The following is an 18,097-nucleotide window of genomic DNA, read 5'->3' on the forward strand; positions in this document are numbered from 1 at the left end:
CATTCACTCTCCCTTGATCGCTTCATTCATGCTGCCCGAGCGTAAACCCATCATATCTAAGGTTACATAGGTCAAACCTAATTTTTTTAAGTAAGTGGTGACCTGCTCTGACAAAGTCATCAGATCTAAAAGTCTATCACTTGGCACTTCAATTCTGGCCAAATTTCCATGCAGTCGTAGTCGACAGGGGAAAAACCCCAAATCCCTTAAAAAGGCCTCCCCCTCTTTGATGGTGTAAAGCTTTTCTTTGGTTATGGTTTCCCCATAGTGAATCCTCGATGCCAGACAGGCAATTGCCGGGGCCTGCCAGGTGGCGATCCCCTTTTTACGGGCCAGTTCCCTTATCTCTGCCTTGGTTAAGCCAACCTCCTGCAGGGGACTCTTTACCCCAAGTTCTTTAATCGCTCGCTGACCCGGTCGATAATCGGCCAGATCATCCACATTCGATCCATCCAGGACATTTTCAATTCCTCTGGAACGGGCAATTTCCTTTAATGTACGAAAGCGTAAATGTTTACAATAATAGCACCTTTCGGGGGAGTTATCAACAAACCGGGCATCTGCCATTTCATTACTTTGAATGATCAAATGTTCTACACCAAACTCCTTGGTTAACTCCCTTGTACGTTGTAGTTCCTCTTCAGTAAATGTATCCGAAACTGCTGTCACAGCTAGAACACCTGTTGGTATTTCTTCCGAGGCTATTTTAAGCAGCAGGGTGCTGTCTATCCCACCGGAAAAGGCCACAAGTGCCTTCTGATAGTTTTTAATTTTTTCTCTGAGAAGGTTTTGCTTTAATTGTTCCAAAATATCCCACCTAGCTAATTTAGAAAAGTTATAACATCTATATTATTTTATAAGAAAAACTCAGCAAATGCCAAGCTTTTAGGTTTAGCTCTCTTGAAACATCGCACCGCCTTTCGCATATGATGTTATCGGAGGTGTTTAAATGGATAAATTTCCAACCTTTCAACAACCACTTTTCCACGTACCTTCCCAGCGAACCTGCATCTCTCTCGGTGGTTGTGTTACGAGCAAGCTGGTTTCCGCAAGATTTAATAATGGTATGGTACTTTCCATTCGATTGGCTGAGCTGATTCCCAATGAACCAATTTGTTGTGTCATGTGTGGCAGTCCGGCTAAACCGGACCAAAGGGGTGTCTGTAAGGAGTGCTTCACCCCCCTTTGCCCCTCCTGCGAAAAATGTAAATGCACTCAAAAATAAACTCCCTTGGGCTGGGAGTTTATTTTTTCTACCTTACAAGAATAAATAAATTTGCTCAAAATGGGCATCACTTACTATAGATATTTTGTAAGGAGGTCACCCATGAGCGAATACCTTGGAAGCAAAGAAGCTAAGCAAGAAATGTTAAAAACAATTATTAAGGATCTTCATCAAGGAAAGGATTTTGATAAGGTCAAGGCTGATTTTCAGAACTTAATTAAAGACATTGATGCCACCGAAATCGCCAATATGGAACAAGCCCTGATTGGGGAAGGGATGAATCCCGAGGAAATTACCAAACTCTGTGATGTACATGCAGCGGTATTCCGTGATGCCCTGGAACAAAATGAAAAACCAGAACTGATTCCCGGTCATCCCTTATACACCTTAAAGCATGAAAATGAGGAAATTAACAAAATTCTGCAAGAATCTGATTTATATTTTCAGGACAATCAAATGGAGGCCCTCAAAGAACGCCTGTCCTTTTTACGGGAAAATTTAGATAAGCATTATTCTAAAAAAGAAAACATCATCTTCCCCTATCTGGAGAGACACAATATTACCGGACCACCTTCGGTCATGTGGTCGGTGGATGACGAAATTCGGGATCTGGTGAAAGTGGTTTTGACAAGACTTCGGGAAGGGGATGCCGAAGCCATTAAAACAGCCTATGAAACCATGAAGAATAAAATATCGGAAATGATCTTTAAGGAAGAAAATATCCTTAGTCCCATGCTGCTAAATACTTTGACTGAGGAAGAATGGGTAGAAATAAAACAGCAGGATGAGGAATTTGGTGTGGTCTTTTCCAAACCACATGGTGATTTTTGGCAGCCAAAGGCTGGTGCAGCCAAGCCTATCTCCCAGCAGCACTCCGGTGATGCCATGCCTGTGGACACAGGTTTCTTGACCCTTAAAGAACTGAATACCATCCTTACCAATGTCCCCATTGATATTACCTTTGTGGACAAGGATGACACCGTAAAATATTTTTCCCAGGGGCGGGAAAGAATCTTTGTTCGGACTAAGTCCATCATTGGCCGTAAAGTACAAAATTGCCATCCACCGGATAATGTTCATATGGTGGAAAAAATTCTATCCGACTTTAAAAGCGGTAAACACAGCACCGCAGAATTTTGGCTGGAGTTGGGTGGAAAGTTTATCCACATTCGTTATTTTGCCCTGCGAGACGAGCAGGGTACCTATCTAGGCACAATAGAGGTAAGCCAAGATGTTACTGGTATCCGTGCTTTAAAAGGTGAACGACGTTTATTGCAATATGAGGATTAGAAAATATTACCTTATAGAATCCTTTCTATCCTTCTTTACAAGTGTATCAATTTTCAATATAATCAAATTACGGGGAGCGCTTAAGGTTTAGCAGTGGAATTGGCACGGTTTCTCAGTTTCACAAGGTTCCTGTGAAGTAAGCTGTTGAAGTAAGCTGTTGAAGTAAGCTGTGGTTTCCAAGTATTGTCTGTTAAGTCCGGTTGTAGTTCCCTCATTTCGTATGTCGTTCGGATCGTATGTCGTTCGGAAAAGTAATTCGATTGGTAAGTATTCGGATGTTTTTAAAGAGGTTGTGTGTTTTTTAGAGCGGTGGCGTTCCCCACAGGAAAACCCGGGATAATTTCCCGGGTTTTCTCTTTTATACTTGCCTAAAGGACAAGTGTACAATATACATAGTATAGAGAAAGGAAATTTGGGGTTTTTTGTCGAAGCATTGTCTATTGTTAATTACAACAAAGGGGCAATTTATGACTAGGCAGCAGAAATTTAGGGATCTGGCCCTTACCTTGGTTGTTATTCAGTTAGGCTATATACTTGCTTTTGTCTGGGTTTTATATTTAAAGGATCATTCTATTTTAGAACGTTATCTTGGTTTTAGAATACCCCATTATAAAAACCTTGAACTGATGACTTTAATTGTTACCATCTCTACAACAACTATATTTATATACTCCCTTTTACACTATTTTAAAGCTAGTTGTCTGGAACAAGAATATGCAAAGGAAAAACTCCAGAATGAATTGGCCCAAAATACAATCCACTTGCTGCGTTGTCATCGACACGATTTCTTAAATCACTTACAAGTCATTTTGGGCTATATTCAATTAAATAAAACCAATAAGGCCGAGGAATATATTAAAAACATTAACCAGGAAGTTTCAGATATTCGTGTTATTAGCCAAATACAAATACCAGAGGTAGCCGTTCTTCTTTATATGAAAAAGGATGAAGCCTATCGTAGTAACATTAAACTTGTTTTTGATTTTGAAACGGACTTATCAAATATCTCCCTTAAGCAAACGGATTTAGTTCGTATTATATCTAATTTAATTGACAACGCCTTTTTTGAATTGAAAAAACTTAATGCTTCTGTTGAAAAAATTGTAGAAATTTCCTTCAATTATTCGAATGATCATTTAGTGATTGAGGTTTTTAATACCGGCAGTTATATTGAAGACACCGAAAGGATCTTTGATTACGGTTACACCACCAAAGGGAATTTGGGATCCGGCATTGGACTATACAATGTCAAGGAACTGGTTGATAAGTATCACGGCAGCATCACGGTGGAAAGTGACAGGGAAAACGGTACTACCTTTGTCGTTACTATTTAGGGGGGTCGGTTTTGACTGATATCTTCTTTGCAGAAATACCTTGGTCTCTACGCTATACCTTTATGGTGCTGCAATCCCTCTCGGTATTTTTGTTTGTATTCTACTTTTCAGATATTAAATATACCACAAAACTTCTCTTAACTATCGTAGTGGCAAAAATAGTAGTCAAAGATTGGGTGCAAAGCAGCTTTGTTATTGATTTTCTAGAGGCAATTTTTATCAATTTATTGATTAATATTTTTCTCGTTTTTGCCTTCACCCGGGTATTTAATTGCAGGGTGATTATTACAACGACTTTGACCTCAATTGTATTACTAATTACCATACCCAGTGTTACCATTCTTCTGGTAGATAACTATCCCGCAACCCACCCTCACATTGTTTGGTTCTTAGCCAGGGTACCTCAGGTTCTGATACTTAACTTTATCGTTCTTTGGGACTACAAAACCAAATTCATCGGCCGTTAGAAAAAGGAGTTTCGCAAAGCAAACTCCTTTGTTATGGAAAAGGATTGAAGCCTTTTTTTATATCAGACTTAATACCTTTACGGTATCTTTCGAGCTGTCGTAAATTTTCGAGGCCACTCGAATAACTGGGTTTAATATGTCCTGGGGTGGAATATAGACAATTTCACCAATCTCACCCGTATTTAAAATAATCTTTGTTCCAGTGTAGTAAATTGCTAAATTACTCAAGAAAACCTTGAGTATTTTGGTATCAAAAATACTCACACCGATTTGTTTAAACATTTCAAAGGCTTCAAAGGGGGTCGCTCTTTTTTTATAGACCCGATCGGATGTCATTGCATCATAAACATCTGCTACACCAACAATTTTAGCGTATAAACCAATACGATCCGCACCATACTGGAATGGATATCCCGAGGCATCTATTCTCTCGTGGTGTAACAATACCGCCCTTTTAACATCTGGATCAATTTCATTGATTTCCTTAACCAATTCATAACCAAGAATGGCATGATTCTTTACTATTTCAAATTCCTCCGGCGTCAGCTTTTCTTTTTTATTAAGAATTTCCAAAGGTATTTGGGTTTTACCGATATCATGTAAGAGTCCCGCCTGAATTATTTTCCAAATCTCATCTTCCCCCAGATTTAGCCATTTGCCAATTAACATGGAATAAAAGGCAGTAGTTATACAATGGGTGAAGGTATATTCATCGGTTTTACGAAGATCACTTAGGTATTGTAAAATGAGCTTATTGTCTTTGGTACTAAATACAATTTGTTCGGTGGCTTGCAAAACTTGATCAAATTCCAGTCTCTTTCCTACCGCAAGGTCATTAATTAATCCCTTGACAAGTAAAATGGTCTTCTTATAATTTTTATCAAATCTCTGATAGGCTTGTGAATGTTCTTCATCATAGGCATAGACCCATAAGTTATAAATACCATTCCTCATTAGCCTATTAATTAGATAAAGGTTCATTTCCGTGTTTTTTATCACCAGTGGAATACCGTAGGGGCCATAGATATCCTCTGCCAAAACGTCCCCTTCTTCACATTGGGTTATCAGCTTTTTAATCATTTTCACTGACTTCACCTCATTAACTCCGTAATATGCCCTATCCAAGGGGCAATACGCCTCCTTAAGCGGGTGGGCTATAGCATCCTAGAAATTACAAAGGGGATCTCATTAATAGCCGCTTGTTTTTCCACTGCACCCACATCATAAGCCACCTTTGGCATACCATAGACAACCGCTGTTTTTTCATCCTGTCCTATGGTTCTGGCCCCCCGCCGCCTCATGGCCAAAAGCCCTTTGGCACCGTCATAACCCATACCCGTTAGGATGACACCAATGGCGTTACTACCAGCCTCCTTAGCCACAGAGGAAAATAACACATCCACAGAGGGGCAGTGCCCGTTCACTTTATCTTCGGAGAAACATTCTACGCGATAGCTTAGCCCCACCTTTTTTATCCTCATATGCTTGTCTCCCGGGGCAATAAGGACACGTCCCTTTTCAACATAGTCATCGGTCTGGGCTTCTTTCACTTCAAAAGGCGTGGTTTGATTTAGCCTTTCCGCAAACATCTTAGAAAAAACCGGGGGTATGTGCTGTACAACCACAATGCCGGGACCATTTTTAGAAAGCCCTTGCAGTAAGTTAAATATCGCTTCTATGCCCCCGGTAGATGCCCCTATAGCAATGATTTTTCCTTTGCTATCCGAACTAGTTTGGGAAACCTGAGCCGTTAAGGTATTTTCGTTCCCTGATTTCACCTTAGCCTGGGAGGCGATTTTAATTTTTAAAATTACCTCCTCTAAAAATGCCTTGACACTTCCCGCTGATTTTACATCTGGTTTGGTTACGAAATCCACTGCCCCAGCATTTAAGGCCCTAAAAACTGCATTGCTGATACTGCTCACCACCACCACTGGTAAGGGATATTGGGGGAGAAGTCTTTGGATAAACTCAATGCCGTTCATGCGGGGCATTTCAATATCACAGGTCATCACATCGGGCCTGTGCTCGATAATCTTATCCCGGGCCTCAAAGGGGTCACCCGCCGTGGCCACAACCTGGAGCAGAGGGTCAGAGGAGATTCTTTGGGCCAATACCTCCCTGAATATCAGACTGTCATCTACAACCAACACTTTGACCCTTTTGTTCATGTTCATAGCAGCTATTCCTTTCGGTAGACAGCAGGCATTACATACTTATACTTAATCTCCTGGCGGTTTAAGGCTTCTGATTGTCCGATAAAGAGATAGCCACCCTTTTCTGTGAAATCATAAAATTTTTTTACCAGTTCATTTTTGGTTTTATGATCAAAGTAAATCATCACATTACGACAGAAAATCACATGGAATTTCTTTTTAAAGGGAAAGGATTCCATTAAATTAAACTTTCTATAGATAACTTCATCCTTAATTTTTTTGATCAAAGCACTTTTTTCGCTGTTAACTTGCCTAAAGTAATTTTTCTTCCAGTGATCCGGCAGTAATGTTAATCGTGCATTGGCATATTCACCTTTTATGGCTGTATTAAGCACCTTGCTAGAAATATCCGTGGCTAGGATTTTCGTATCCCACCACAATTTCTTATTGACAAAAAAGTCCCCCATAATCATGGCCAGGGTATAAGGTTCCTCACCACTGGAGCATCCCGCACTCCATATTCTTAAGTCCCTTTCCCCAACATGACTGGCTAGGTAGGGAAGTACGGTGTTTTTAAAATAGTTAAAGTGGTCAATTTCCCTCATAAAAAAAGTATGGTTGGTGGTAATTTTATCAACTAAGGTAAGTGCAGCAGCCCCGGTCTGATCCGATACCACATAGTCAAAGTACTCGGTAAAGTTGTTAAGTTTATGCTGGGCCAGCACCTGATGCAGCCTGCCTGTTAAAAGGGTTCGTTTTTCATCTTTTAAACTAATTCCATAATTGCTTTTTATATAAGAAGAAAATATCTGAAATTCCTTGTCGGTAATCGGTACCAACGCCTACCCCACCCTGATGTTGGAGAGAGCCAGTGGCCCTCTCCAATTTAAATTTTAATACTTACCAAATTCACTGTCGCTTAAAGCAATCTTTAACTTTGGCTCATTGCTTTCACTGGCGGCAGCAACCTTCTTTTCCTGGAGACTCTCCAGAAGCCTTAATACCTCCGGACTTAATTCTTCTAATTTGTTCCAGGAAGAACTGCTTTTTCTTAATTTAAACCGGCTAACCATTTCCTTTAATACCTGAGCCTGACTGGATAATTCCTCACTGGCAGCGGCACTTTCTTCAGAGGTGGCCGAGTTCGTTTGCACTACCTGGGACACCTGGATAACTCCCTGATTTACCTGGGAAATACCCGTTGCCTGTTCACCGGAGGCCACCGCGATATCGTTCACCAGATTCGCTACTTTGGAAATATCCCCAACAATATTGTTTAAGGCAGTGGCAGTTGCATTGGCAATCCTCGTGCCATCCTCTACTTTTTTGATGGAACCCTCAATCATCTCCGTGGTTTCCTTGGCGGCATTGGCACTTCTGGCTGCCAGATTCCGCACTTCTTCAGCCACCACAGCAAAGCCTTTGCCATGTTGTCCTGCCCTGGCAGCCTCCACCGCAGCATTAAGGGCAAGAATATTGGTTTGGAAAGCAATTTCGTCAATGACTTTAATAATCTTCGAGATATTGCCAGAGGCATCGTTAATTTCGACCATGGCCTTTTGCATCTGCTGCATTTGTTCATTCCCCTGCATGGCATTGAGTCGTGCAGTATCAGCCAGTTGATTCGCCTGGTTGGCATTTTCAGCATTTTGATTGGTCTGGCTGGAAATCTCCTCCAGGGATGCAGTAAGCTGTTCGACGGAACTGGCCTGTTCAGCGGCACCCTGGGAGAGGGCCATGCTGGATTCGGATACCTGCCCGGCACCGGCCGCGACCTGTTCGGCAGATGAATTAATATTGCCCAGTACTTCGTTGAATGAATTTATTAAATTATTAACTGCATCCTTAATAACGGTATAATCACCTTTGTAATTACCTGTAACACTAACTTGAAAATTACCCTGGGCCATTTGCTCCAAAATAGCAGCGGTCTCGGTAATCGGTTTTATCACCTCATCCAAGGTCTTATTGACACCTTCTACTATCTTACGATAATCCCCATAAAATTTTGTTAAATCACCCCTGCTGCTAAGCTGACCTTCTATCGCCGTTTCCGATAGTTTTACCATTTCTTCAATCAGGCTCATTAAATTATTTCTAAGCAGATCCATTTTTTCATTGGCCAGTGCTTGTTTTCCTGGCAGTCTCTCGAGTACCTTTGAAAAATCCCCTTCGGCATAGGAAGATAGGATGTCCAGTATTTTTAATATATTGCCTATATGCAATTTATACCCTTCATTAACGCCCTCTGCCACTTCCTTAAAAGCCCCATTAAATTGCTCAATTGAAATCAAAGCATCCAGTTCACCAAGCCTTTGTTTTTGATAAGCATCATTAATTTGACTGACCAAATTCCGTATGGTGTCAAGCATTTCAGCAAACCTTTTATTTAAAATATCATTCTCTGATTTTGGTTTTACCTGTACGGTTAAATCACCCGCAGCAATTTTTTCTGCCACTAAGGCTTGTTCACGAATATTTTCCACCATTTTGCCAAAGGACTGCATTAGGGTTCCTATTTCATCCTTGGTTCTAGCCTCCACCTTAACATGAATGTCTCCCACTGCCAGCTTGTCCGCCGCCTCAACCATTTTTTTAATGGGCTTGCTGATTAGCCGAGAAATAAATATCCCTAAAGCTATGGCCAGAACAATGGCAAGAACCAACACAATAATCGTCGTTGCGACAGTTTTACTGGTTAGTGCACTTAATTCATCAGCCCTTTGTTTACCTACCGTTATCTTTGAGCTGTGCAAAATAGTAATTGACTGATCAATTTCCTGGGCAACCTGACCTGGTTCTCCCCTCATATATACCAAGGCTTGCTCTTCTTGGTTGGCTAAGGCCAGGCTAATTATCCTTTCCTGCATCGGTTCGAATTTTTCAAATAACTTTCTCGTATTTTCAAATTCTTTGCGGGCGTCATCCGTTTGGATTGTTTTTTCATACTTTGCTAAATTAACGTCAATTTTTTGATTATATTCCCTTATTTGATCTACATACTGCTGTCTATTATGACTCCCCCTATCCAAGACTATATCCCTGAGGCTGGCCCGTACACGAATAAAATCCATGCCAGCGTCACCTGCATAGCTTAGGGGTACCCCATAATTATTATATAGATCGATATAGTTGGTATTTACCGAACGAATATTGGTTACTCCCACCATCCCCACTATGCCAGCCATCAGAGCAACGATAATAAACCCGATCAGCAGCTTGACGGAAATTTTTAAGTTATAGTACCACTTCATATAGGCTTACCCCCCAGCAAATTTCTTCGCTTTTAGACGAACTAATTGGTATGAGCGAATAACTCTACCTCATCTTGCCCCAGTAATTTATCGCAATTTAAAATTAGTTTTACCCCATTTCCCACCTTACCAATGCCCTTGATATATTTATTGCTGAATCCCGTGCTGGCATCAGGGGGAGGTACAATCTCGCTCTCTGGAATAGCAAGCACCTCTGACACACTATCCACGATGAGCCCCACTGACACATCCCAAATAGCTACAACAATTACACAAGTCCGGTCATTATACTCTCTAAAGGGCTTTTTAAACCTTAGCCGCACATCCATCACCGGGATAATATTGCCCCTAAGATTAATAATGCCGCGGATATATTGGGGCAATTCGGGTACCTCCGTGATAACCTGAATGCCAATGATTTCCTTGACATATTTTATTTCTATACCAAAATACTCATTGCCAATTGTGAAAGTAAGGAATTTATCCCTTTGCGTATCCTCCCCTTGCTCCTCCACAAGCATCGCTAGATTGTTAGACACTTTTTCCACCTACCATCAATTGATTTGTTTTAACCAAGCCCCCTATATCCAAGATCAAACTCACACTGCCATCCCCTAAAAGGGTACAGCCTGCCAAACCCTTAATCTTTTTTATTCTTTTAATATAGGCGGGCAGTGCCTTCACTACCACCTGCTGCTCTCCCAGAAGTTCATCGGCAAAGATACAGCAGCCATGGGAGTCATTTTCAACCATGATCATGATACCTTCTGTAATGTTGGTGGCCTCGGTCTTTATCTTATACAACTGGTGCAGTCTTAAAATCGGGTAGCACTGCCCCCGCACCATGATCATTTCATTGCCATCAGGGTCTTGCAGCAGGTCGTTCTCTGTTGGTCGGAAGGATTCTTTGATACTTGTGGTGGGTATGGTAAAACGGGAGTTGGCAACCTTGATATTTATACCCTCTATAATTGCTAGTGTGAGTGGAAGTTTTAGGGTGATGGTTGATCCTTGTTCGTTTTTACTCGCTATGGCCACAGAACCGCCCACTGACTCAATGTTTTTGATGACCACGTCCATACCAACTCCTCGGCCGGAAAACTCCGTGACATTTTCCTTGGTTGAAAAACCAGGCCGAAATATTAGATGATATATTTCTTGATCAGACATTTCATTTAGGCTTTTGTTAACCAGTCCATTTGCCAAGGCCCTTTGCAAGATCTTTTCCTTATTTAAACCCTTGCCGTCGTCCTTCACGGTTATCACAACATCACTGCCTGCGTTTTTGGCCTCCAAGGTTACAGTTGCCTTCGGGGGCTTACCCTTGGCCTGTCTTTCAGCAGGGGTTTCTATGCCATGGTCTATGGCATTCCTTACCAGATGGATCAGGGGATCCGAAATGTGCTCAATGATGTTTTTATCCACTTCCGTTTCTTGACCAATTATCTTCAGTTCTACCTCTTTATCAAGTTTTTTACACATATCCCTTAGGATCCGATGCATCTTGTGGAAAGTAGCAGCGATGGGAACCATTCGGATGGACATAACCATATCTTGAATCTCGCTGGTTATTTTACCAAGTTGCCTAGCAGCCTTTTGAAAATGATGCAATCTTATATTTTTTAATTCCGGATGCTGGGTTACCATTGCTTCGGATATAACAAGCTCGCCAACTAAGTCCATCAGTTTGTCCAATTTGTCAACTTGAACACTGATAATGCTTTGCTGATGGGTTACGACAGGGGCTGGGTTTTGCAATATTTTGGGATGAGAAATTTCCTCCACCTGATCAAGTGCTGCCAATTCAAGGCTTTTTAAAAAAGGTGTTTGCATCAAGAAATCGTAAATATCTTCATGGGACAACTCTGTTTTGAATAGGATCTTAAAGCCATCCCGTCCTATTATTTCAGCACTGCTGTCACTATCCGTATCCTCAGGGGTATAACACATTTCTTGGGCGATATCATTCAGACTATGAATCACAGCATAGGCCCTCATGTGTTCCATCTCACAACCCTTTTCAAAGAAAATCACTGCTTGGTAGTGGTTATTCTTCTTTGCATCTATTTCTTTGCTCTGGGCTATGTCATTTTGCCGATCTTCGTTAGATTTTTGTGCATAAAAATTTTCAGCATCATTTTGCCCTTTCAAGTCACCAAGTAGTTCCTTAATCCCAGACAAAATAGTCGTTGGGTCCCCATCGGGACTATCGTTGTTTTTTATCTTTTGAATTTCTAATTTAATAAAGTCGGCACCCTCAAAAATTAGATCATATAAACTGCTGCAATCTATATTTTGGGGGTTATTTTCACGAATAAAAAAGAAAAGATCCTCCATTGAATGGGCAATTAAAGAGATGTTTTCATAAAACATCATGGAGGCTGAGCCTTTGACTGTATGCATAATTCTAAAGATATCATTAACAGCTGTTGGGCTGAAACAGCTATACTTTTCCGTACTTAGTATTAATTGCTCAAGCTGTTCTAAAAGTTTTGTGGTCTCAAAAACAAACAGCTCCACCATTGGTTCGTTTCCATAATTATCAGTCAAGACAATCGCCCCTTTGGCAGCTTAAGTAGCAAGAATTTTATTAAAAGCCTTAATTATAAATTCTTCCTTAAATGGTTTAACGATAAAACTTTTGGCACCGCTCAGGACAGCCTCCTTAACAAAGGATTCCTGCCCCATTGCCGACACCATTATTACCTTCGCCTGGGGATCATAGGCCTTAATGGCTTTAAGCGCATCAATGCCGGTCATTTCAGGCATGGTTATATCCATCGTTACCAGATCTGGTCTGCATTTCTTGTATTTTTCAACTCCCATTGCGCCATTTTCAGCCTCGTCAACTACCTCAAAACCATTTCTTTCAAGCATATTTCTTAGTGCCTTCCTCATAAACATAGCATCGTCTACAATCAGTATCTTTGCCATAGTTTTTTACCCCCTCTGCCAAACACGATGGTTGAAAAAATTCTTTAACCATGAATCAAATATTACGGTTTTTATACCTTAAACCTAGAGAGCACTCTTTTAGATTAACCGTCATGCTATTAATCCTTGCTATGATTGTTTTAAATCAACCAATGGAGCCAGCCTAACGTTTGGATATTACGCCCGGTGGAAAAAGGACTGCAATTGCTTGGTTAATCTTATACCCTTCTTTAATTAACTCCCGATACAGTCTCCCTTCCTCATTATCTTTTCCCTCGGCCAGTAATTGTAAATTCCCAATAATAACTGTCAAGGAATCATGAATTTGAGGTAGTTGTTGCATAATAATTGTTTCCTCTATCTTTTTATACTTTGTCATGCCCTCACCCCACAAAACTTATATGCATATTTTATGCCAATATTCACCAGCACCTTTGATTGAGGTTAATCAAGACTTTTTAATCAAAAAGAAAAAAGAAGGCTCCTTTTTTAAGGGCCTTCCATCGCATACTAATACACTTTTTATCAATTATTGTTTTATTTTGCGATATAATGTCGCTCTACTTAACCCGAGGGCTTCTGCGGCAAGGGATATGTTTCCGTTAAAATGCCTCATGGTCTTTTCGATATATTCTTTTTCAACCTCTGCCAGGGTCTTGGGTATAAACTCACCACTATTTGGGGGGATATGGGGTGATTCTTCAACCCTGCCAAGGGAGTCAGTCTGCTTATTATAACTTCCGAGCATTTCCTTCGGCAAATGCTTTAAATCAATTTTATTACTTACCTCCGTGAAAAGCACTTGTTGAATGATGTTATACAATTCCCTTAGGTTACCTGGCCAATGGTAGGATTGAAAAACCTCTAAAGCCAAATGGCTTAAAGAAATATTTTTATAATGATTGCCTGTAATTTTCTTGTAAAAATGTCTAACCAGATAAGGTATGTCTTCGGTTCTTTTTCTCAGGGGAGGTAATTCCAAGCGCGCCACATTTAAACGGTAGTAAAGGTCCTCCCGAAAATGATTGTTTCTTACCAGCCCTTCAATATTCCCGTTAGTTGCTGCAATAATTCTTACATCACAATGAATTAAATCCTCACCCCCCACCCGCATAAAATCACCCGTTTCTAAAACCCTGAGCAGTTTAACCTGAATGCCGGGGCTTGCTTCCGCCAGTTCGTCAAGAAGCAGAGTACCGCGATGAGCTAACTCAAAGATGCCTTTTTTGGTACTACTGGAACCAGTGAAAGCACCCTTTTCGTGGCCAAATAATTCACTTTCCAAAAGGTTTTCACTAAAGGCCCCACAATTGATTGGTATAAATACCTGATCCTTCCTGCCGCTTACATTGTGGATAAATCTGGCCAATAACTCCTTCCCTGTGCCAGTTTCTCCGGTAATTAAGACACTAACGTTCTTACTGGCCAGTTTATAGGCGGTCTTGATTAATTGCCTCATCTCATGCCCTTGGCCAACCACAAGGCCAGTTTGGTAGGCCAAATCTTCAATGAGATGAATTTGCTCATCTTTGTCCAGGTCAAAGACCACTGCGTCAGAGACAATTTGTCTAAGTTCATCAACTGAGCCAAAGGGTTTTTCCAGATAATCATAGGCACCCAGTTGAATTGAATGAACCGCCGTATTCAGTGTGCCATAGCCAGTCATAATGATACATTTGCAATTTGGTTGGCTTTTTTTAATTTTTTCTAACAGTTCCAGTCCTGATCCATCCGGTAACATTAAATCGATCAGGGCCAGGTTAAACTGTTTTTTTGCTAATTCCCCCAGGGCAGCTTTGATATCACCCGCCAGAACAACTTGGTAGGGACTCTGTTTAAGTATTTTCTTAAACAGGTTTTGTATGAGCTTTTCATCATCCACAATCAAAATATTAAGTTCCATTTACATCCACCGCCCTTGAGATAGTTTGACGGATGGTCCTAAGCACTTCTTCCATTTGTTTACAGGCATCTAATATTTCTGCCGCATCCTCCTGATTTTGCTGATCCAGCTTGATCAACTCAGCATTTCCCTGTATCACAGTAAGTAAATTATTCAATTTGTGTATATTCGTTTTTATTTCCTCAAATTTACTCTGCATGATGTGTAACCCCCTTGGTATCATCTAACAAAACACCTTGCAAAGCTTCTGCCATTTCCTCGATTCTGTAAGGTTTGGTAACAACCGCCTTAAAGCCATATTTTTTATAATTCGACATAATCGGGTCTGTGGAATAGCCACTGGAAACAATGGCATTAATTTCGGGGTCAAAATGAAGCAGGTGGTTTAACGTCTCTAAGCCACCCATCGCCCCCGGTATGGTTAAATCCATAATAACAGCGACAAAGGGACTGCCATTTTCTTTGGCAGCTTTGTATTTTTCGATGGCTTCCACCCCGTGATGTGCATAATCCACCTGGTAACCTAAGTATTTAAGCATTTTACCAGCCACGCTCAGCACTAATTTTTCGTCGTCCATGATCAGAATTTTGCCGCTAGGCACAGGGAAACCCATGGCGTCATTTTTTCTTTCTACTTGGCTAGTTGAAGCAGGTAAATAAATGGTAAAGGTAGTGCCCCTGGCTATTTCAGATGTAACTTCCATTAAACCGTTGTGCTGGTTTATAATCGAGTAGCTGATCGCTAGACCCAACCCCGTTCCATTTGGTTTGGTTGTAAAATAGGGATCAAATAGTTTCTCGTAGTCTTGCCTGGGTATGCCATACCCTTGATCTTGGATGGCAATTTTAATATAATCTCCACATTCCAGTATCCCCGGCGGCTTTTTAAAATGCTGCACATTTTCACAACTTATACGAATGGTACCACCCTTAGTCATGGCCTGCATGGCATTAATCACCAGATTGTTAATTACTTGGCTTATTTGCCCCTCATCTACTTCCACCGGCCAAAGGTTGTCAGGCATTGCATAGATGCAGGAAACCTTGGCACCTCTAAGGACAAAGTCTGCGGTCTCCTTGACTATTTCTTTGATCGAAGCACTTTTTTTGATGGGCGCACCACCCTTGGCAAAGGTTAATAACTGTTGGGTTAACCCCTTAGCCCGCCAGGTGGCCTGTTCAAATTCATATAGTATTTGGCTTATTTCACTGTTCGATTTGCCATAGGCTTTGAGCAGGGATACATTGCCAATGATAGAGGTTAGAATATTATTAAAGTCGTGGGCAATGCCACCTGCCAGTATACCCAGGGACTCCAGCTTATTGGCCTTGAGCAGCTCTTCTCTCATTTTACGTTCTTCTGTAATATCATGAAAAACCAGCACTACCCCTATCATTTCGCTATTCCGGTCAGTTATCGGTGTGCCGCAGTCCGTTATTACCCTTTCCGCGCCATCCCTGGCCATCAGAATGTGGCTATCCGAGTTGGTTGAATTGCTCATCAGCAATACCTTTTCCACTGGGTCCGGGCATACCTCCCTGGTTCTTTCGTCAATTATTCGATAAACTTGTCCCAGCGGCCTCCCAATGGCTTCCCTTTGCGGCCAACCGGTAAGTTTCTCCGCAACCTTATTTATTAAAACGATTCTACCTTCGATATTGGTGGTAATAACCCCTTCGCCGATTGACCTCAGCGTCACTGCTAACCTTTCCTTTTCCCTGGCTAAGGCCTCTTCCGCAAGCTTATGCTTCGTGATGTCCCTGATAATTACAACAAGATTACGCTGGCGGCCAATTGTAACACCCCGTGAATTTATTTCTGCCGGAAAGACACTGCCATCCTTGCGGCGGTGCATGGTTGCAAATCTTATGCCCTTTTTGTCAGCCTGTTCAATGTGTTTATCTGCCGTTGCTGCATCGTTATCTGCCCTCAGTTGATGGAGTGTTTTAGCCAGCAGTTCTTCCCTGGTATAGCCATAGTTTTCAACAGCGGCACGATTAGCATCTAAGATCTGCCCACCCGGTACCTGGGCAAAAATTATATTGTCCCGGGCATTTTCAAACATGGTCTGGTATTTTTTTAAAATTTCCTCCGCTTGCTTACGTTCTGTAATATCACGAATAATACTAAATAAAAAAGTTTCACCGTTGATTACCACTCCGTGTGAACTTACCTCCACTGTTAATGTAGACCCGTCTTTGCGCCGATGCATGGCCTCAAAGACCACTCCCTGCTGTTGAGCCTCTTTTAACTGTCCCACAACAACATCCCTTGATTCCACTCGCAGTTCAAATATTGATTTTGCGATGATTTCCTGCTTGGTGTAACCATAGGTTTTAAGGGCCGTAGGGTTGGCGTCGATTATTTTGCCATCACCGTGTTTTACCACCAGAATATTGTCATTGGCGTTATCAAAGAGGAATTGGTACCTTTTGAGGGCTTGTTCCGCCTGCTTGCGATCGGTTATGTCATGTATAATAACTGTGAGAAAAACGACCCCTCCTTGTTGCCAAGCAGACAAAGAAATTTCCAGTGGGATTCTTCTGCCGTCTTTATGCACGCCAACCATCTCCACGGTTTTTTTCCCATCGGGAGCAGCCTCATTTTGCCAAACAACATGGGATAGTATTTTTTGGTATGCCGGAAAATCTTGTTCCGGCAGGAGAACATCCAACGCTTCTCCTATTATTTCTTCCTTTTGATAACCAAAGAGACAAGCGGCAGACTTATTCCAAAAAATTATTTTACCCTCCGGGTTAACTGAAATGATTGCGGCAGTTGCGGCCTGGGCCACTAACCGGAAACGTTTTTCATTTGCTGTCAACTGATTCTTGATCCTTTGATAAATCAGCATTAGCAATGCCACAGAGATTAATAACCTTAATCCTGACCCAATCAAATAACCCCAATTAGTAAACCACGACAGCGGGTAAAGAAAGGGGAAATCCCAGTGATGAAATCCAAGTAATATAAAGGTCGTAACAATTACTTTTATCTCCAGACCCTTTAACTCATCAAACTGACTTAATAACCAGCCGGTCCAGATAAACATCGAGCCGGTTAACAGCATGGTGGGAAGGGAAATGGCAAATTGACTTTGACCGGTTAGCAGACCCACAGAAATCAAAAAAACACATAGAAAGCTAACATGCAACCAGCAGTTATTAAATTTTTTTCCGGTAAAGCGATAGGCACCCAGTAATAGAAATAAGCCACTGAAAAGGGTGGCCAGTTGATATATTGCCGACAATAGTATAGCAGCAGATGAATAAATCACAAAAAATTCAATGGCGATTCTTAGAAGATACATGCACCAACTGATCGTCCACAGTTTGATAAACTCTTCTCGCTCCTGTATGTAAAGGTAGATGTACACGAAAACTAATACGAGGGAGGCTAGGGTAGTTGCTATTAAAAGGGGATTAACCAACAAAATTACCCCCCAATTTTATTTAATTTTGGAAAATATATACCTCTATAGGCATTTTATTCCTATAACTATATTATCAGATTTTTTAGAAAAAGGAAAACGC

The 18,097-nt window shown here is 41.3% G+C and carries 16 protein-coding genes; 4 read left to right on the forward strand and 12 right to left on the reverse strand.

The window, feature by feature from the left end:
* Positions 1-3: 3 nt before the first annotated feature.
* Complete coding sequence (gene larE / locus V6C11_RS14800; RefSeq protein WP_333531969.1) at positions 4-807, reverse strand: ATP-dependent sacrificial sulfur transferase LarE; 804 nt, start codon at positions 805-807, stop codon at positions 4-6.
* A gap of 142 nt (positions 808-949) precedes the next feature.
* On the opposite strand from larE, the gene V6C11_RS14805 reads away from it, so the two are divergent.
* The 4 genes from V6C11_RS14805 to V6C11_RS14820 all read left to right on the forward strand — a co-directional run bounded on the left by V6C11_RS14805 (position 950) and on the right by V6C11_RS14820 (position 4,316).
* The gene (locus V6C11_RS14805; protein ID WP_333531970.1) at positions 950-1,225 is read left to right on the forward strand and encodes a hypothetical protein; all 276 of its coding nucleotides are present in this window, start codon (positions 950-952) and stop codon (positions 1,223-1,225) included.
* Positions 1,226-1,327: 102 nt separating this feature from the next.
* The gene (locus tag V6C11_RS14810; RefSeq protein WP_333531971.1) at positions 1,328-2,515 is read left to right on the forward strand and encodes a DUF438 domain-containing protein; all 1,188 of its coding nucleotides are present in this window, start codon (positions 1,328-1,330) and stop codon (positions 2,513-2,515) included.
* Positions 2,516-2,982: 467 nt separating this feature from the next.
* The gene (locus tag V6C11_RS14815; RefSeq protein WP_333531972.1) at positions 2,983-3,849 is read left to right on the forward strand and encodes a sensor histidine kinase; all 867 of its coding nucleotides are present in this window, start codon (positions 2,983-2,985) and stop codon (positions 3,847-3,849) included.
* Positions 3,850-3,860: 11 nt separating this feature from the next.
* The gene (locus V6C11_RS14820) at positions 3,861-4,316 is read left to right on the forward strand and encodes a hypothetical protein (RefSeq protein WP_333531973.1); all 456 of its coding nucleotides are present in this window, start codon (positions 3,861-3,863) and stop codon (positions 4,314-4,316) included.
* A 57-nt stretch (positions 4,317-4,373) separates the two neighbouring features.
* Here V6C11_RS14820 and V6C11_RS14825 read toward each other — a convergent pair whose 3' ends face one another.
* The 11 genes from V6C11_RS14825 to V6C11_RS14875 all read right to left on the reverse strand — a co-directional run bounded on the left by V6C11_RS14825 (position 4,374) and on the right by V6C11_RS14875 (position 17,994).
* Positions 4,374-5,411 (reverse strand): HD-GYP domain-containing protein, encoded by a 1,038-nt coding sequence (locus tag V6C11_RS14825; RefSeq protein ID WP_333531974.1) that lies wholly within the window; start codon positions 5,409-5,411, stop codon positions 4,374-4,376.
* A gap of 59 nt (positions 5,412-5,470) precedes the next feature.
* A complete protein-coding gene (locus V6C11_RS14830) occupies positions 5,471-6,493 on the reverse strand; it encodes a protein-glutamate methylesterase/protein-glutamine glutaminase (RefSeq protein ID WP_333531975.1) in 1,023 nt (340 codons plus the stop codon).
* A 5-nt stretch (positions 6,494-6,498) separates the two neighbouring features.
* Entirely contained in the window at positions 6,499-7,311 is an 813-nt protein-coding gene (locus V6C11_RS14835) for a CheR family methyltransferase (RefSeq protein ID WP_333531976.1), read from the reverse strand.
* 54 nt (positions 7,312-7,365) lie between these two features.
* The gene (locus V6C11_RS14840) at positions 7,366-9,726 is read right to left on the reverse strand and encodes a HAMP domain-containing methyl-accepting chemotaxis protein (RefSeq protein WP_333531977.1); all 2,361 of its coding nucleotides are present in this window, start codon (positions 9,724-9,726) and stop codon (positions 7,366-7,368) included.
* Between the two features lie 41 nt (positions 9,727-9,767).
* A complete protein-coding gene (locus tag V6C11_RS14845) occupies positions 9,768-10,247 on the reverse strand; it encodes a chemotaxis protein CheW (protein ID WP_333532055.1) in 480 nt (159 codons plus the stop codon).
* Positions 10,248-10,257: 10 nt separating this feature from the next.
* The gene (locus tag V6C11_RS14850) at positions 10,258-12,276 is read right to left on the reverse strand and encodes a chemotaxis protein CheA (protein WP_333531978.1); all 2,019 of its coding nucleotides are present in this window, start codon (positions 12,274-12,276) and stop codon (positions 10,258-10,260) included.
* A gap of 21 nt (positions 12,277-12,297) precedes the next feature.
* The gene (locus tag V6C11_RS14855; protein WP_333531979.1) at positions 12,298-12,660 is read right to left on the reverse strand and encodes a response regulator; all 363 of its coding nucleotides are present in this window, start codon (positions 12,658-12,660) and stop codon (positions 12,298-12,300) included.
* A 163-nt stretch (positions 12,661-12,823) separates the two neighbouring features.
* Positions 12,824-13,039: a hypothetical protein gene (locus V6C11_RS14860; protein ID WP_333531980.1), complete on the reverse strand. Its 216-nt coding sequence runs from the start codon at positions 13,037-13,039 to the stop codon at positions 12,824-12,826.
* 150 nt (positions 13,040-13,189) lie between these two features.
* Positions 13,190-14,563: a sigma-54-dependent transcriptional regulator gene (locus tag V6C11_RS14865; protein WP_333531981.1), complete on the reverse strand. Its 1,374-nt coding sequence runs from the start codon at positions 14,561-14,563 to the stop codon at positions 13,190-13,192.
* A complete protein-coding gene (locus tag V6C11_RS14870) occupies positions 14,553-14,762 on the reverse strand; it encodes a hypothetical protein (RefSeq protein WP_333531982.1) in 210 nt (69 codons plus the stop codon). Before V6C11_RS14870 ends, V6C11_RS14865 begins: the two co-directional genes overlap by 11 nt.
* Entirely contained in the window at positions 14,752-17,994 is a 3,243-nt protein-coding gene (locus V6C11_RS14875) for a hybrid sensor histidine kinase/response regulator (protein WP_333531983.1), read from the reverse strand. The genes V6C11_RS14870 and V6C11_RS14875 overlap by 11 nt, the downstream gene beginning before the upstream one ends.
* Positions 17,995-18,097 lie beyond the last annotated feature (103 nt).

The organism is Desulfotomaculum sp. 1211_IL3151, from assembly GCF_036763075.1.
In the GTDB taxonomy this organism is placed as follows: Bacteria; Bacillota; Desulfotomaculia; order Desulfotomaculales; family Desulfotomaculaceae; genus Desulfotomaculum.

Coding starts and splice junctions, on each gene's coding strand:
- V6C11_RS14805 (WP_333531970.1), top strand. CDS start 950: ATGGATAAATTTCCAACCTTTCAACAACCACTTTTCCACGTACCTTCC.
- V6C11_RS14810 (WP_333531971.1), top strand. CDS start 1,328: ATGAGCGAATACCTTGGAAGCAAAGAAGCTAAGCAAGAAATGTTAAAA.
- V6C11_RS14815 (WP_333531972.1), top strand. CDS start 2,983: ATGACTAGGCAGCAGAAATTTAGGGATCTGGCCCTTACCTTGGTTGTT.
- V6C11_RS14830 (WP_333531975.1), bottom strand. CDS start 6,493: ATGAACATGAACAAAAGGGTCAAAGTGTTGGTTGTAGATGACAGTCTG.
- V6C11_RS14840 (WP_333531977.1), bottom strand. CDS start 9,726: ATGAAGTGGTACTATAACTTAAAAATTTCCGTCAAGCTGCTGATCGGG.
- V6C11_RS14845 (WP_333532055.1), bottom strand. CDS start 10,247: ATGCTTGTGGAGGAGCAAGGGGAGGATACGCAAAGGGATAAATTCCTT.
- V6C11_RS14855 (WP_333531979.1), bottom strand. CDS start 12,660: ATGGCAAAGATACTGATTGTAGACGATGCTATGTTTATGAGGAAGGCA.
- V6C11_RS14860 (WP_333531980.1), bottom strand. CDS start 13,039: ATGACAAAGTATAAAAAGATAGAGGAAACAATTATTATGCAACAACTA.
- V6C11_RS14865 (WP_333531981.1), bottom strand. CDS start 14,563: ATGGAACTTAATATTTTGATTGTGGATGATGAAAAGCTCATACAAAAC.
- V6C11_RS14870 (WP_333531982.1), bottom strand. CDS start 14,762: ATGCAGAGTAAATTTGAGGAAATAAAAACGAATATACACAAATTGAAT.